General features: G+C 67.6%; 12 protein-coding genes. 2 read left to right on the top strand and 10 right to left on the bottom strand.

All coding sequences use genetic code 11. The features are described from left to right. Positions 1-46 precede the first annotated feature (46 nt). The 8 genes from SB764_RS06845 to SB764_RS06810 form a co-directional block, all read right to left on the bottom strand. Entirely contained in the window at positions 47-532 is a 486-nt protein-coding gene (locus SB764_RS06845; protein WP_065061645.1) for an acyl-CoA thioesterase, read from the bottom strand. Between the two features lie 194 nt (positions 533-726). Then, a complete protein-coding gene (locus tag SB764_RS06840) occupies positions 727-1,452 on the bottom strand; it encodes a phosphorylase (protein ID WP_110325856.1) in 726 nt (241 codons plus the stop codon). A 2-nt stretch (positions 1,453-1,454) separates the two neighbouring features. Then, a complete protein-coding gene (gene shc, locus SB764_RS06835; protein WP_410863037.1) occupies positions 1,455-3,497 on the bottom strand; it encodes a squalene--hopene cyclase in 2,043 nt (680 codons plus the stop codon). A 9-nt stretch (positions 3,498-3,506) separates the two neighbouring features. Continuing rightward, entirely contained in the window at positions 3,507-4,763 is a 1,257-nt protein-coding gene (hpnE, locus tag SB764_RS06830) for a hydroxysqualene dehydroxylase HpnE (RefSeq protein ID WP_410863035.1), read from the bottom strand. Then, positions 4,763-5,614, bottom strand: a complete 852-nt coding sequence (hpnD, locus tag SB764_RS06825) for a presqualene diphosphate synthase HpnD (RefSeq protein ID WP_065061649.1) — start codon at positions 5,612-5,614, stop codon at positions 4,763-4,765. Before hpnD ends, hpnE begins: the two co-directional genes overlap by 1 nt. A gap of 367 nt (positions 5,615-5,981) precedes the next feature. Then, positions 5,982-6,947 carry a sensor domain-containing diguanylate cyclase gene (locus SB764_RS06820; protein WP_065061650.1) on the bottom strand — a complete coding sequence of 322 codons (966 nt, stop codon included), beginning with the start codon at positions 6,945-6,947 and terminating at the stop codon, positions 5,982-5,984. Further along, on the bottom strand, positions 6,944-7,567 hold the full coding sequence (locus SB764_RS06815) for a chemotaxis protein CheC (RefSeq protein WP_065061651.1): 624 nt from the start codon (positions 7,565-7,567) through the stop codon (positions 6,944-6,946). Before SB764_RS06815 ends, SB764_RS06820 begins: the two co-directional genes overlap by 4 nt. Next, positions 7,560-7,928 (bottom strand): response regulator, encoded by a 369-nt coding sequence (locus tag SB764_RS06810; RefSeq protein WP_065061652.1) that lies wholly within the window; start codon positions 7,926-7,928, stop codon positions 7,560-7,562. The genes SB764_RS06815 and SB764_RS06810 overlap by 8 nt, the downstream gene beginning before the upstream one ends. 674 nt (positions 7,929-8,602) lie before the next feature. Here SB764_RS06810 and SB764_RS06805 point away from each other — a divergent pair. Both SB764_RS06805 and SB764_RS06800 read left to right on the top strand, forming a co-directional pair. Beyond that, a complete protein-coding gene (locus SB764_RS06805) occupies positions 8,603-10,900 on the top strand; it encodes a response regulator (protein WP_410863033.1) in 2,298 nt (765 codons plus the stop codon). A 209-nt stretch (positions 10,901-11,109) separates the two neighbouring features. Further along, the gene (locus SB764_RS06800; RefSeq protein WP_074981161.1) at positions 11,110-11,907 is read left to right on the top strand and encodes a hypothetical protein; all 798 of its coding nucleotides are present in this window, start codon (positions 11,110-11,112) and stop codon (positions 11,905-11,907) included. 68 nt (positions 11,908-11,975) lie between these two features. Here SB764_RS06800 and SB764_RS06795 read toward each other — a convergent pair whose 3' ends face one another. Together SB764_RS06795 and SB764_RS06790 are read right to left on the bottom strand one after the other, a co-directional pair. Continuing rightward, positions 11,976-12,530: an NADPH-dependent FMN reductase gene (locus SB764_RS06795; RefSeq protein ID WP_065061655.1), complete on the bottom strand. Its 555-nt coding sequence runs from the start codon at positions 12,528-12,530 to the stop codon at positions 11,976-11,978. Positions 12,531-12,764: 234 nt separating this feature from the next. Continuing rightward, entirely contained in the window at positions 12,765-14,141 is a 1,377-nt protein-coding gene (locus SB764_RS06790; protein WP_065061656.1) for a gluconate:H+ symporter, read from the bottom strand. Between the last annotated feature and the right edge of the window lie 163 nt (positions 14,142-14,304).

Genomic DNA, 14,304 nt, shown 5'->3' with positions numbered 1-14,304 from the left:
TTCGCCCCGCCGGGTTTTTCTTTGCCTCGCGACTGCGCTGACGCGCTCAGTGCACCGCTTCGTCTTCGTTCAGCGCTTCGCGCTCGGCTTCCTTCGCCGCCGCGGCCGCCGTGGCGTCCACCGCCGTGTGCACCGTCTGGCGATAGCGCTCATAGGCCTCTTCGGCGTAACGGATCCGGTCGCGGCCGTGCGGCGCGGGCTTGCCTTCGGCGTCCATGTTCACGAACACCATCCGCTCGATCGTCAGGATGCTCTTGCGCGTGACCTTGTTGCGCACTTCGCAGCGCAGCGTGATCGACGTGCGGCCGAAATCGGTGGCCGTCATGCCCAGTTCGATGATGTCGCCCTGACGCGCCGAACTCACGAAATTCACCTCCGAGATGAACTTCGTCACGACGCGCTGGTTATCGAGCTGGCAAATCGCGTAAATCGCGGCTTCTTCGTCGATCCAGCGCAGCAGGCTGCCGCCGAACAGCGTGCCGTTGGGGTTCAGATCTTCCGGCTTGACCCACTTGCGAGTATGGAAATTCATATTGGTAACTCCCTATGCGTGATCCGTCCCCAGATCGAAACCAGCGGACCTAGGGTTAACACTCAGATGGTATCAGAGATAGGGGTTTTCCCTAGGCATTTCAATATTCCGCGCCGGCAACAGTGCGGCGCGAAATCGTGAATAAAGGGAAGCGGGGGAGACCGGAAGGGAATCGGTGGGGAGTCGGCGTGGAATCAGCGCGGAAAAAAAGCGCCCGATGCCGTGAGCACGCGCCGCGCCGCCGTGAGCGCCTTGCGCGCCGCACCGGCGTCGGCGGCCACGCGCAGCAGGCCACCCAGTTGTAGCGGATCGCGCGCGAGTTCGCGCAGGATCGGCAGAACGGCCGTGGAGCCGTCGTCGCGCAGTCCGGCCATCGCGGCCTTGGGCAAGCTGCGCCATGCCGGATCGACCACCGCGCGGCACACCGCGAACGGCAGGCCGCGCGCGGCCGCGGCCGCCGCCGCGAGATGCGATTCCATATCGACGGCCAGCGCGCCGTTCGACTGATGCAGCGCCGCCTTGTCCGCCGCGCCCGTGAGCGGCGCGGCCACCGCGGCTTCAATGCCCCGGCGCGTCTGCGCGGCCAGCGGCGAGGCCATCAGCGCCGCCGCCATGCGCGCGCTCCAGGCCGCGTCGCACGCGATGCGGCCAAACGGACCGTCGACGGCTTCGGCGATCACGATCGTCCCCGGTTCGAGATCCGGGCCGAGACCGCCCGCCGTGCCGAAGCTGATCACGCCCGCCGCGCCGCGTTCCAGCGCGGCGTCGAGCGCGCGTTGCAGCAGATCGGCGCGCGCCGCGTAGACGGCCTCGATGCCGTCGCCGCCCTTGCCCGCGGCGATGCTCGCCTCGAACGCCATGCCGGTCACGGCGATCACGGGCAGCGCGCCGCCCGCACGCGGATTCAATGCCGCCGCCATCGTCACAAACCGACCGTGACGCGCGTCGCGCCGTCGCGTTTGAGGTTGCGGTAGCGCGCGAGCGCCCACAGCGGGAAGAACTTGCGATAGCCGTGGTAGCGCAGATAGAACACGCGCGGGAAGCCGGTCGCGGTGAAGCGCGTTTCGTCCCAGAGGCCGTGGTCCTGCTGCGTCTGCTGCAGCCACGCGATGCCGCGCGCGACCGACGGATGATTCACTTCGCCCGCCGCCATCAGGCCGAGCAGCGCCCAGGCCGTCTGCGACGCCGTGCTCGTCGCGCGCTCGTAGCCGCGGTATTCGAGCTTGTAGCTGGTGCCGTCCTCGCCCCAGCCGCCGTCCTCGTTCTGGATCGAGATCAGCCACTGAGCCGCGCGTTTCATGCGCGGATCGGCGTGTTCGAGACCGGCCGCGTTCAGCGCGCACAGCGCCGTCCACGTGCCGTAGATGTAGTTCATGCCCCAGCGGCCGTACCAGCTGCCATCCGCTTCCTGCTCGTCGAGGATGTAGTTGTACGCGCGGCGCGCCGGCTCGCTCGCCACCGGCAGTTCGCCCATCTGCGCGAGCATCGACAGACAGCGGCCCGAGACGTCGGCGGTCGGCGGATCGAGCAGCGCGCCGTGGTCCGAGAACGGGATGTTGTTCAGATATTCGTGCGTGTTTTCCGGCTCGAACGCGCCCCAGCCGCCGTTGCTGCTCTGCATGCCGACCACCCACTCGCGCGCGCGCGACATCACCTCGGCGTAGGACTGGGTCTTGTCGAGCTTGTCGACGCGATCCATCGCGGCCACGACCACGGCCGTGTCGTCGACGTCGGGGTAGTGCGGATTCGCGTACTGGAACGCCCAGCCGCCCGGACGCACGTCGGGACGACGCGAGATCCAGTCGCCGCGCACGTCGAGAATCTGCAGCGGACGCAGCCATTCGAGGCCGCGCCGCGCGCCTTCCTCGGCACGCGCGTCGCCGGTTTCGAGCAGCGCGTGCGCTGCCAGCGAGGTGTCCCACACGGGCGACAGACACGGCTGCACGTAGGCTTCGTCGGTATGCACCGTGACAAGTTTTTCGACCGACTGGCGGGCAATCGCGCGATGCGGATGATCGGCCGGATAGCCAAGCACGTCGTACATCATGACGGCGTTGGCCATCGCCGGGAAGATCGCGCCGAGGCCGTCTTCGCCGTTCAGGCGTTCGTCGACGAAGGCCACCGCCGCGTCGATCGCGCGCTGGCGCAGATACGTCGGGAACAGCGGATCGGTCACGCGCAGCACGCCGTCCACGGCGCGGAAGAAGCCGAACCAGCCCTTGCTCTGATGCGGCGCGCGCTCGTTCAGACCGGTGGTGACGGGCGCGCTCAGGAACAGTTCGTCGATGCGCACGCCGCGCGGATTCTTCGCGACCGGACGCTTCGCGCCGAGCACGAGCAGCGGCACGATCACCGTGCGCGCCCAGTACGAGACCTTCGAGAGATGGAACGGGAACCACTTCGGCAACAGCGTGATTTCCACCGGCATCATCGGCACGGCGTACCACGTCACCACGCCGAACAGCGCGAGCAGGATGCGCGTGAACACGTTGGCTTTTTCCGCGCCGCCGGCCGCGAGAATCGCGTCGCGCGCGCGCACCATGTGCTCGGCATCTTCGGCGTCGCCGATCATCTTGAGTGCGAAATACGCCTTGATGGTCGCGCTCACGTCCATGTCGCCGTCGGTGAACAGCGGCCAGCCGCCGCCCGGCAGCTGGATGCGGCGCAGGTAGCGCGCGATCTTCTGTTCGAGCTCGAGGTTCGCTTCCTCGCCCAGGTAGTGGACGAGCAGCACGTATTCGGCGGGAATCGTGGCGTCGGCTTCGAGTTCGTAGACCCAGTGGCCGTCGGCGCGCTGATCGGCGAGGATCGCATCGGTCGCGCGCGCAACGGCGGCGTCGAGGGTTCCGGCCGGCAGCGCGGCGGCGCCGTCGTCGAGCGCGGGCGCGAGCGTGGGCGCCAGCGCGGCGGCGCTCAGGACGCGCGCCGTCTCGTCGGTCGGCATGGCTTGGGATAAGTCGTTCATCGGCACTTCCTAAGGTTCAGACAGGAGCCCGTCCGCGGCCTTGCGGCCGGAGCGGATCGCTCCTTCGATCGTTGCGGGGAGGCCGGTAGCCGTCCAGTCGCCCGCGAGCATCAAATTGGTCCAGCGCGTGCGCGCCGCCGGGCGGCGCAGTTCCTCGTCGGGCACGGCGGCGAAGGTCGCGCGCGCGTCGCCGGCGATCTGCCACGCGGGCAGCGGCGTCACGGGCAGCGACGCCGCGTTCGCGACATCGGTCCAGACGCGCTGCGCGATCACGTCGGGCGCGAGCAGGGCCAGCGAGCCCGCGTCGTGGATCGTCGCCGAAATCCGGCCCGCGCCGGCGAACAGCCAGTCGGCCGTGCCGTTCACGAGCGCCATCGGCGTGGCGAGGCCGGGCGGTGCGTCGGCGGCGAAATGCACGTCGATGATCGACGTGAAACGCTGCGGCGTCTGCAACGCGGGCACCAGCGCGGCGGCCGCAGCGGGCGGCACCGCCAGCACCACGGCTTCGTCCATGCCCAGCAGCACGCGGCCGCTGTCGAAATCGAGCGCGACGACGCGGCGCGCCGCGTCGTCGTAAGCGATCGCTCTCAAGGGCGATTCGAGCCGGATCGCCGCGCCGCCATGCTGGAGCATGCGCAACGCCGGATCGACGAAAGCGCTCGACAGGCCGTGGCGCGCCACCAGCGGACGCAGCGATTCGCCGCCCGCCGCCAGCGCCTCGCGCAGCATCGCCGAAGCGAGTTCGGCGCTCGCTTCGCGCGGCTCGACGTTGAGCCCCGCGAGCAGCAGCGGGCGCACCAGGCGGTCCCACAACACGCCATCGCAGCGCATGGTCTGCTCGACCGTGCGGCCAGGTCTCGCGAACAGCAGCGGCAGCAGCGCGAGATAGTCCGAGACCCGGGTGCCCGGCACGCGCGCCTGGGCGTCGCCGATCCAGAACGGCACCCGCGAGCGCGAAAAGCGCACGCTCCAACGCGAGCGCGCCGCGAGGTCCATGAACGCGAATCCGGGTTCGGCCGGTCCCGTCAGTTCGTCGGCGGCGCCGATCGCGCGCACGTAGTCGAGCGTGTGCGCGTGAGCGGCCAGCACCAGATGGTTGCCGCTGTCGAGCGTGGCCGCCAGCGTGCGGTCATAGTACGAACGGCATCGTCCACCTGCCTGCGCGCCCGCTTCGTGCAGGGCGACCTGCACGCCCCGGCGCTGCAGCCGCACGGCCGTCGCGAGGCCCGCCAGCCCCGCGCCGATCACGTGGACGAGCCGCGGCATCAGAACAGCGCGTAGCGCGCCACGATCCACATGAGCCGCGCGCGCGGTTTGGCCACCTTGGTGCGCGGCAGGTCGAAGCCGCGCTCGATGGTGCGTTCGAGCAGCACGCGGTAGACGCCCGACATGATGCGCGGCGCCTTGACCTGGACGCGCGGCGTGCGGTCCATGATCGCGTCGGCGGCGGCGAAATGGCCGAACGCGCGCTCCACCAGCGTCGCGCAGACGCGCGGCAAGCGGGGATCGGCGGCGATCTGGTGCGGACCCGTGGCCGCGATGCCTTCGCGCGCGAGCAGTTCGCGCGGCAGATAGCAGCGGTTGATGTCCGCGTCCTCGTCGATGTCGCGCAGGATGTTGGTCAACTGGAGCGCACGGCCGAGGTGATGCGAGAGCAGCCGGCCCGGCTCCTCTTCCATCCCGAAAATTCTCACTGACAGACGGCCCGCCGCGCTCGCGACGCGGTCGCAATAGAGGTCGAGCGTGTCCTCGTCGGGGGCGCAGATGTCCTCGGCGGCGTCCATGGCCATGCCGTCGATCATCGCGTGGAAGTCCTCGCGCTGCAGCCCGAACGTGTGGATATGGCGCGTGAGCGCGGCCAGCGAGGCGCGCGGCGTGCCGGCGTAGCACGCGTCGATGTCGGCGCGCCATTGGTCGAGCCCCGCCGCACGCTCGGCGCGCGGCAGGTCGCTGTCCGCGATGTCGTCGACAGCGCGGCAAAAGGCGTAGACCTGATACATGGCGTCGCGCTGCGCGGCAGGCAGGATGCGCATCGCCAGATAAAACGAGCTGCCCGACGATGCGGCGGCGGCGTCGGTTTGATGTGTATCGTCCACGACGAGGTTGGAAACAGCCAAGACGATCTCCGCTGGGGTCGCCCTCGACGGGGCGTTTCAGATATTCGGGCCCGCATGGAGCGGGTCGCCCGCGCGCGCGGACACGCGCGAGGCACCGGCTCTCTCGAACGCCATTCAGGGTCCAAGGCCGGAAACGGGCCAAAGTATATCAACCTTTGCGGGCCGCCGCAGTCGGGAACCTCGCCGCAATCAGGGGCAAATCGGTCAGCAGCGGCGTGCGGCGCCGGACTGAAGCGCCAACGCGCGTCTCGCGCGGGTTTTTCGCGGACCTATCGTCGGCCTATGACGGACAACGTCGCGCAGATTCCCGCCATCGTCCGCCATGTTCGAGGAACGCGCCCCAGAAGGCGCGATCCCGGTCGAGGAGCTAAGACAGCTCGTGCAGCAGCACCACCGAACGATTGCGGCCCTGGCGCTTGGCGCTGTAGAGCGCGGCGTCGGCCTCGTTGATCATGACCTCGTAGTCGCTCGAGCCGGGCCGCGCCGCGGCGGCGCCCACGCTCGCCGTGACCGGCACGACCACGCCCTGCACGTCCACGGGCGTGTCGCCGATCGTGTGGCGGATCTTCTCGGCCACGTGCAGCGCGTCGTCGAGCGGCGTGCACGGCAGCAGCAGCGCGAATTCCTCGCCGCCGAAGCGGCCGAACACGTCCTGCTTGCGCACCACGTCGGCCACGCGCTGCGCCATCGAGCGCAGCACCGTGTCGCCGGCGACGTGGCCGAATTCGTCGTTGATCTTCTTGAAGTGGTCGAGATCGAACAGCAGCACCGAGAGGTCGCCGCCATAACGCTGCCAGCGCGAGAATTCCTCCATCAGGCGCGACTCGAAGAAGCGCCGGTTCGCGATGCCCGTGAGGCCGTCGCGGTCGGCGTATTCGCGCAGCTTGGCCACGGCGTCCTCGCGCTCGCGCTGCATCACGCTCACGTGCGTGACGTCGGACACCGTGACGCACACGGCGATCACCTCGCGCTCGCGCATCAGCGGCATGAAGGTGCAGTCCTGCTGCATGTAGTCCACGCCGCCCGTGATCGGCCGGTCGTGATCGAAGCGGAACAGGTAGGGTCGCTGCTCCCACGAGCTGAAGGCGAAGCTGCCGAGCTGGAACACGCTTTCGACCTTGCGCGCGAGCCACGCGCGCGGCAGGTCGGGAAAGCGCTCGAAAATCGGGCGGCCGATCACGTCTTCGGCGGACACGCCGCTGTGGTCCTGCATGAAGCGGTTCCACATCAGCACGTTCATGTCGCGGTCGAGCACGAACAGGCCGAAGCCCACGCGTTCGACCACGAGGTCGGACAGCGAGGGCGTCGACAACGGCAATTCAGGGGTAGTCATAGGCTGTGCAACAGCGCGTCGATGGCCCGGCTTACGTGATGGATCGACTCTTCGGCCATCAGCATGACGAGATGCGCGCGAAAACGCTGGTCTTCCAGCGCGAAGTTGACTTCGACGAGCAGCGCGAGATCCCACGCGAGCAGGCCGGGCTGGAACACTTCGTCGAGCGTGACGGCGTCGCCGAGCAGGCCCGGCTGCGAAAACACCGGCAGACGCCCGAGCTGGTCGAGCATCGACGAGACACACGCGCCGGTCAGCACGTTCGCCACGTCGAAGATCAGTTCCTGCTCGGTGAGCGCGTCCCAGGTCGACTCCGCGAACGGGCCGCCGATCAGCGCGCCGAGTTCCGCAATCTCGCCGCTGCGGCAGATCACCAGCGCCTCGCCCTTGATTTCGGAGCGAAAACCCTGGCGCACGGCCGTCACCGGACCGTCGATGCCGGTCATCTCGCGCAAGGCGTCCGCGGCCTCGCTGACCGCCACCACGCGCACGCGCGGCACCGACAATTCGATGAAAGCATTCAGGAGCCCCGACAAACGCGTGGCTGCCTGGCCCATCCCCAGATTGGCGATCTCCTGAAGCGCGTCGCGCTGCAGTTCCGTGAACACTCGATCAGGCATACAACCCGTACTCCTTCAGGATGGGTAGCAGCGCTTCCTGGGTGACCGGCTTCGGCACGAACGCCATCGCGCCCAGCGCGAGCGCGCGCTCCTGGGCGCGCGGCTGGACGTCGGCGGATACGACGATCACGAACGTATTCAGATCCTCGTGCTGCATGGCTTCAAGAACCTGAAAACCCGTCATGCCGGGCATCGTCAGATCGAGAAACATGACCGGAGCACGCCCGGCGCGATAGAGCGCCAGCGCTTCATGTCCGTTCGACGCGTACGAGATGTCGACGTCCCAGTCCTCGGGAAGCGCCTTCGTGAGCACCTTGCGGGCTAACAGCGAATCATCGGCGATCACGATGGGCAAGGACATGGATATGCTGAGTGAATGTGCGTTGGACGGAATGCGTTAAGACGTATTAACGGCCGCGTGCGCACTATCTTTAGGGCGGACGCGTATTTTATGCGCGATGCGTGAATTACCGCATATGACAGCGCGACGGGAAGCGTGGCTGGCGCGGCAAATCGGATCGACCCGGTGAGAGCGGCGCCCCGAATTCCGCCGCATTACTCGTCCCCGCTGCTTTAGCTGAGGGGGCCGACTTACAGAATGGATACGAGAAAAACAGCGCGCTGCCCGTGCTCATTTTTCATACGTATTTATCGTGCCCCGAATTCTCGAAGCAAATGAAATGAAATGCAACTCGTCGATAATCGTTACGCGATCAAATTTGACTTTCTTTTCGGGTTTTTCGGAAAATAAATAATCGAACCAACGAATCAGCGCCGATAATTATCCTTTTGTGTACGTTTGCGCTACGCGGATTTTCGCGCAATCGCGCGTCTGTCCGAAAAAATCGTTCTTTTTTGCGACGTTAAGTCCGGCGGCGCGTGAAATTGACTTTTTCCCGGTGCGCGCGCCGCGCACAGGGCCGCGAACGGACCGCGCGAGCGTGCAATCGGGCACGCCGGCGCGGCGGTTGGAACGCTGCGGTCGTTTATGATGTCAGAAGCTCCGCCGCAGCTTCCATCCCCTTAATCCGTACGATGATTTCCGACCGGCCCGCCGGGCCAGACGATCGCTCGCCCGCTTCGCCGCGCACCGATGAAGCGCCGTTTCCGGCCGCGCCCAGCCACGACTTCACGGTCCGCCGCCGCACGCTGATTGCGCTGCTCGTGGCGGCCATCGTGCTGCCTTGCGTCTACGTGGCCACGATGGCGTGGAACGACCTGCGCACGCGCGAAGCCGACGCCACCGACGTCACGCTGCGCACCGTGCGCGTGGCCGAGGAGCACGCGCTCAAGGTGTTCGACATGAACGACGCGCTCGACACGCGCATCGTGGACGGCGTGCAGGATCTCGACGACGAAGGCATCCGCCTGAACGAAGCGCAGATTCACGAGAAGCTCGACGCGATCGGCGGCGGCTATCCGCAGGTGGCGGCCGTGTCGATCTTCGGCCGCGACGGCGACCTGCTCGCGAGCAGCCGCTACTCGCCGCCGCCGCCCGTCTCGATCCTCACGCGCGACGACTTCGTGGGCATCCGCGCGGGCCGCATGATCGATCACGTCTCGCGCGTGATGCAAGGCCAGGTGAGCGGCGAAATCGTGTTCAACACGGGCGTGGCGCGCCACGACGCGCAAGGCCAGTTCGACGGTCTCGTTTCGGTCGCGCTGCGGCCCGCCTACTTCGGCACCTTCTATCGCGAACTGCTGGGCGCGGACTCGCCGATGGCGCTCGGCCTCGTGCGCAGCGACGGCGCGATTCTCGCGTTCGAGCCGCCGCCGCCGGCGGCTCAGGCGCGCGCCGGCGGTCCGGGCATTACGGCGGGCTCGCCGTTCGCCTCGGCACTCGCCGGCGGCAAGGACGCGGGCGTCGTGCACATGCGCTCGCAACTGCTCGACGACAAGGTGATCCTCGCGTATCGACGTGTCGGCGCCTATCCGGTTTATGTCACCTGCGCGTACCGCAGCTCGGCGATCTGGGCCGCGTGGTACCGGCACCTGAGCGTGCTGATCATCTCGATGTTCACGCCGTCGATCGCGCTCTGGTGCGTGATCTGGCTGTCGCTGCGCCGCCTCGCCGCCGAAGAGGAAGCGTGGGAGCGCTGGCAGGCCGAAGCGTCGATGCGGCGCTCGATCGAATCGGCCTACCGGCAGTCGCGCAAGATGGAAGCGCTCGGCAATCTCGTCGGCAGCGTCGCGCACGACTTCAACAATCTGCTGATGATCGTCTCCGCCAACGTGCAGATCGCGCGGCGGCGCGGCGCGGCCGCGTTCGAACGCGAACTCTCGGCGATCGAGCGCGCGCTCAAGAGCGGCCAGTCGCTCACGCGCCAGTTGCTCGGCGTGGCGCGCAAGCAGCCGCTGCGCAACGAGACGATCCACGCCGGACGCTGGCTGCCCGCGAGCCGCGAACTGCTGCGCGCGTCGCTGGGCGCGAAGGTCTCGCTCGTCGTCGATGTCGACGAAAGCGTGTGGCCCGTGAACGTCGACGTCGCCGAATTCGAACTCGCGCTCATCAATCTCGCCGTCAACGCGCGCGACGCCATGCCCAACGGCGGCCGCTTCACGGTGCGCGCGCGCAATATCGCGTTCCGGCCCGGCGAGGGCTTTCCGCTCGACGGCGAATTCGTGCACGTTTCGCTGGAGGATTCGGGCGTCGGCATGTCGCCCGACGTGCTCGCGCGCGCGTTCGAGCCGCTCTATACGACCAAGCCGAAGGGCATGGGCACGGGGCTCGGGCTGCCGCAGGTGTTCGCGTTCTGCGAGCGCTCGGGCGGACTGGCCGCGATCGACAGCGCGATCGGCGCGGGCACGTCGGTGCATCTGTATCTGCCGCGCGCCGCGGCCGCGCCGGCGGTCGCGCACGAACCGGCGCCGCGCGAGGACAGCGTCGCGCCGCCGCACGGCCTGCGCGTGCTGCTGGTCGAAGACAACGACGAAGTCGCGGCGGGCACCGAAGCGCTGCTGCAGATGATGGGCCATCACGTCACCGGCGCGAACGACGCGGCGAGCGCGCTCGCGCTCGTCAAGGCCGGCCACGTTGCTGCGGCGAACGACGACGACGCGACGCCCTTCGCGCATTTCGATCTTGTGCTCTCGGACATCCACATGCCCGGCGAGATGAACGGCATCGATCTGGCCGAGGCGCTGCAGAACTGCGAGCCGACGCTGCCCGTGATTCTCGTCACCGGTTACGCGGAGGAACTGGAGCGCGCGCGTCACGTGGACGTGCGCGTGCTCTCGAAGCCGTTCGACATCGCCCTGCTGGAGAAATTGCTCGAGGCGATCCAGCGCGACCTGCAGACGCGCGCGCGCCGGGAACGGGACGCCACGCTGTAGGTCGAAAAATCTGGATCGGAAAGCCTCGCGCGAGATGCCCGCGGCACGAAGATTGCGGGACGCTCGACCAGGCGGCGGCGGGCGCGCCGCGAGCCGGATTGACCACTTCATGTCGCCATGATGCGTGGATCTCGGGAACGCGCGCCCACCGCCATGTCAGACTTAGCCACCGCTTTTGCCACCATTGCCCGACGGGCGAGGAGTGAGCCATGAGACAGACCGTGACGGGTCTCTTCGAGACCCTGGATGCAGCGCGACACGCGCAGGAAGCGCTGCTGCAGCGCGGCTTCGCGCTGAACGACATCGAATTGCCGGTGCACGAAGCCGGCGTGCTGGCCGGCATCGAACGGCTGGTGTCGAGTTTCTTTTCGACGACCGGCGACGTGCGCGCGAACGCGGGCGCCGTGCCGGAACCGGCGCCGCACGCGCCCGGCGCCGCTGACGCTGCGAGTGCGCCGGCCGGCAACGTGCTGATCGGCGTGCGCGTGAGCGACGAAGCGCGCGCCGATCTCGCCCGCGAAACGCTGCGCGAAGAGCACGCGCTCGAAGTGGCGATTCGCGGCGGCAGCTGGGCGTGGGCGGCGGCCAGCGACACCGATCCTGTCACGCGCGAGCATTCGGCGCTCGACGAACTCGGTATCGCCGGGCTCGCCGATGCCATGCGCCGACGCGTCGCGCCGGAAGGCTCGGCGGATCAGCCGGTCTCCGCCGAAGCGCAAGCGGGCGCTGTCGATCCCGCGCGTCCCGCCAGCGAAGCCGAAGCCACCGTGCTCACGGCGGCAAGCGCGCCCGGCGCCGGGGCCGTGATGGGCACGCAAGCGAGCGTGCCACCTGCCACGCACGCTCCGCACGTGGACGTGCCGTCCGCGCCCCAAGCGACGGAAACGGCCAGCGGTGCGCAGCGCATCCCCGATGAATTCATCGAGTACGAAGAGGATTCGCACGACCACCGCGCGTCCGACGCCCCCGACCGCCCGGTGACCGGATCGCGGCCGACGCTGCATTGACCTGAAAGTTGACGAAAAAAAGCGCGGCCGAGCCGCGCTTTTTTTGTGTCTCCGGATCGAAACCGGATTCAGCGACCGAGCTGACGCTTGACCCAATCCGCGTAGCGATCGACGAACGCCTGCAGGAATTTTCGCGTATCGTCGTTCACAATCTCGCCATTTTCGTTGATCCTGCTGGCATCGTGCTTGATGAACATCTCGGGTTGACCGAGCGTCGCCACGTCGAGATAGGCGAGCACGTTGCGCAGATGCGCCTGCGACAGCGCCGTGCCGATCGCGCCCGGCGAGGTGCCGAGCACCGCGCCCGGCTTGCCCGTCCATGAATTCTTGCCCCACGGCCGCGAGCCCCAGTCGATCGCGTTCTTCAGCACGCCGGGAATCGAGCGGTTGTATTCGGGCGTGACGAACAGCAGCGCGTCAGCGGCCTCGATCTTCTGCTTGAACTGCCGCGCGACCTCGGGGAAATCGGCGTCGTAGTCCTGGCTGTAGAGCGGCAGCACGCCGATGTCGAGAAACTCGAACGAGAAGTCGGACGGCGCGAGCGAGGCGACCGCGTGCGCGAGTTGCCGATTGAAGGATTCCTTGCGCAGACTGCCGACCACGACCGCTACTTGATAAGCCATTTCCTTCTCCTCGAAAGCGCGCGAAGCGCGTTGGAACGAAACGACATCATAGGCGCGAGCGCTTTCGCACGTCGCTAAGATGGGCCGGCGCGGCGCGCCTGTGGATAAGCAGGGGCGGCGCGGATTTATCCACAGATTTCGTTCATAACCTTGTGGACAACTCCGCACCAGGCCCGGTGGCATCGGGCCTCGGTCGGAATCGCGCCGAAGACGTTATCCGACCATTCACCTGCCTCAGTTCAGCAGGCTCCAGAGCAGCAGTGTGAGCACGAGGCCGACGACCGATACGATGGTTTGCAGGATCGACCAGACGAACACGGTCTGCTTGAGTTTCAGGCCGAAGTACTCGCGCACCATCCAGAAGCCCGCGTCGTTCACGTGGCAGAAGAACACCGAGCCCGCGCCGATGGCGAGCGCCATCAACGAATTGTGCGTGGCGCTCAGTCCGGTAACGACCGGCGCGACGATGCCGGCCGTCGCGGTGGTCGCGACGGTGGCCGAACCCGTGGCCTGGCGCAGCGCGACGGCGATCAGCCACGCGAGCAGCAGCAGCGGCAGGTGCGCGCCGACGGCGATCTTGCTGATGGTCGTGCTGATGCCCGCGAGCACGAGCGTCTGCTTGAGACCGCCGCCTGCGCCGATCGTCAGCAGCAGACCCGCGATCGGCGGCAGGCTTTTGCGCAGGATGTTACCGACGCGCTCGCGCGCCATGCCGCGCGACCAGCCGAGCACGACGATCGCGAACAACACGGTGAGTCCCAGCGCGATCAGCGGCTCACCCAGAAAATTCAGCGTCGTGAATGCGAGCGTGTCCGGCGTGAGCGCGAGTTTCGCGATCGTGCGGCAAAGCATCAGCACGGCGGGCAGCAGAATGGTCAGCAACGAAACGGCAAAACCGGGTGCGGCCAGCTGCGTGTCGTGACTCGTGAACAGCTTGCCGAGATCCTCGGGCTCGTCCACGTGCATGCGACGCGACAGCCACGAACCGTAAAGCGGCCCCGCGAGGATCACCGCCGGCAGCGCGACGAGCACGCCGAATCCGAGCGTGATGCCGAGATCGGCATGCAATGCGCTCACGGCGATCAGCGGACCGGGATGCGGCGGCAGCAGCGCGTGCAGCGTGGTCATACCGGCGAGCGCGGGAATCGCGATGCGCAGGATCGGCTGCTTCGAGCGGCGCGCCATTACGAAGATGATCGGCACCATCATCACCAGACCCACTTCGAAGAACAGCGGCAAGCCGATGATCACGGCGACGAGCGCCATCATCCACGGCAATGTGCGCGGCGTGGAGTGATCGAGCAGGGTGGTCACGAGCCGGTCGGCCGCGCCGGATTCGGCCATCAGCGCGCCGAGCATGGCCCCGAGCGCGATGATGATGCCGACGTCGCCGAGCAGGGCGCCCGCGCCTTTGCTGAACGCGCTGGCGACGCCTTCAAGCGGCACGCCGGCGGCAAAGCCCGCCGCGAAAGTGCCGACGAGGATCGAGAGAAACGGCGCGAGCTTGAGCACGCTGATCAGGATGACGATCAGCGCGAGGCCCAGCAGGCAGGAGAGGATGAGGCGCGTGTCGTGGAACGACCACGCGGATAGAGTTGCAAGCGATTCCACTGAAGTCTCGTTATTGGCGGTTGGCGGGTGAGAGCCTGATGGTTTTTTTCTGCGTCGGCGCCGGGGAAAGGCGAGCGGGGGAGGGCTTGCCTGCACTGGCGACGACCATCGTTTGGGGCGTCGGCGCGGCCGCTATCTGGCCTGGTCGGCGCTCGATGTTTTC

Origin of the sequence: Paraburkholderia sp. SIMBA_027 (assembly GCF_046535315.1) — a bacterium.
GTDB lineage: Bacteria > Pseudomonadota > Gammaproteobacteria > Burkholderiales > Burkholderiaceae > Paraburkholderia > Paraburkholderia tropica.
This window is presented reverse-complemented; position numbering and strand designations above follow the sequence as displayed.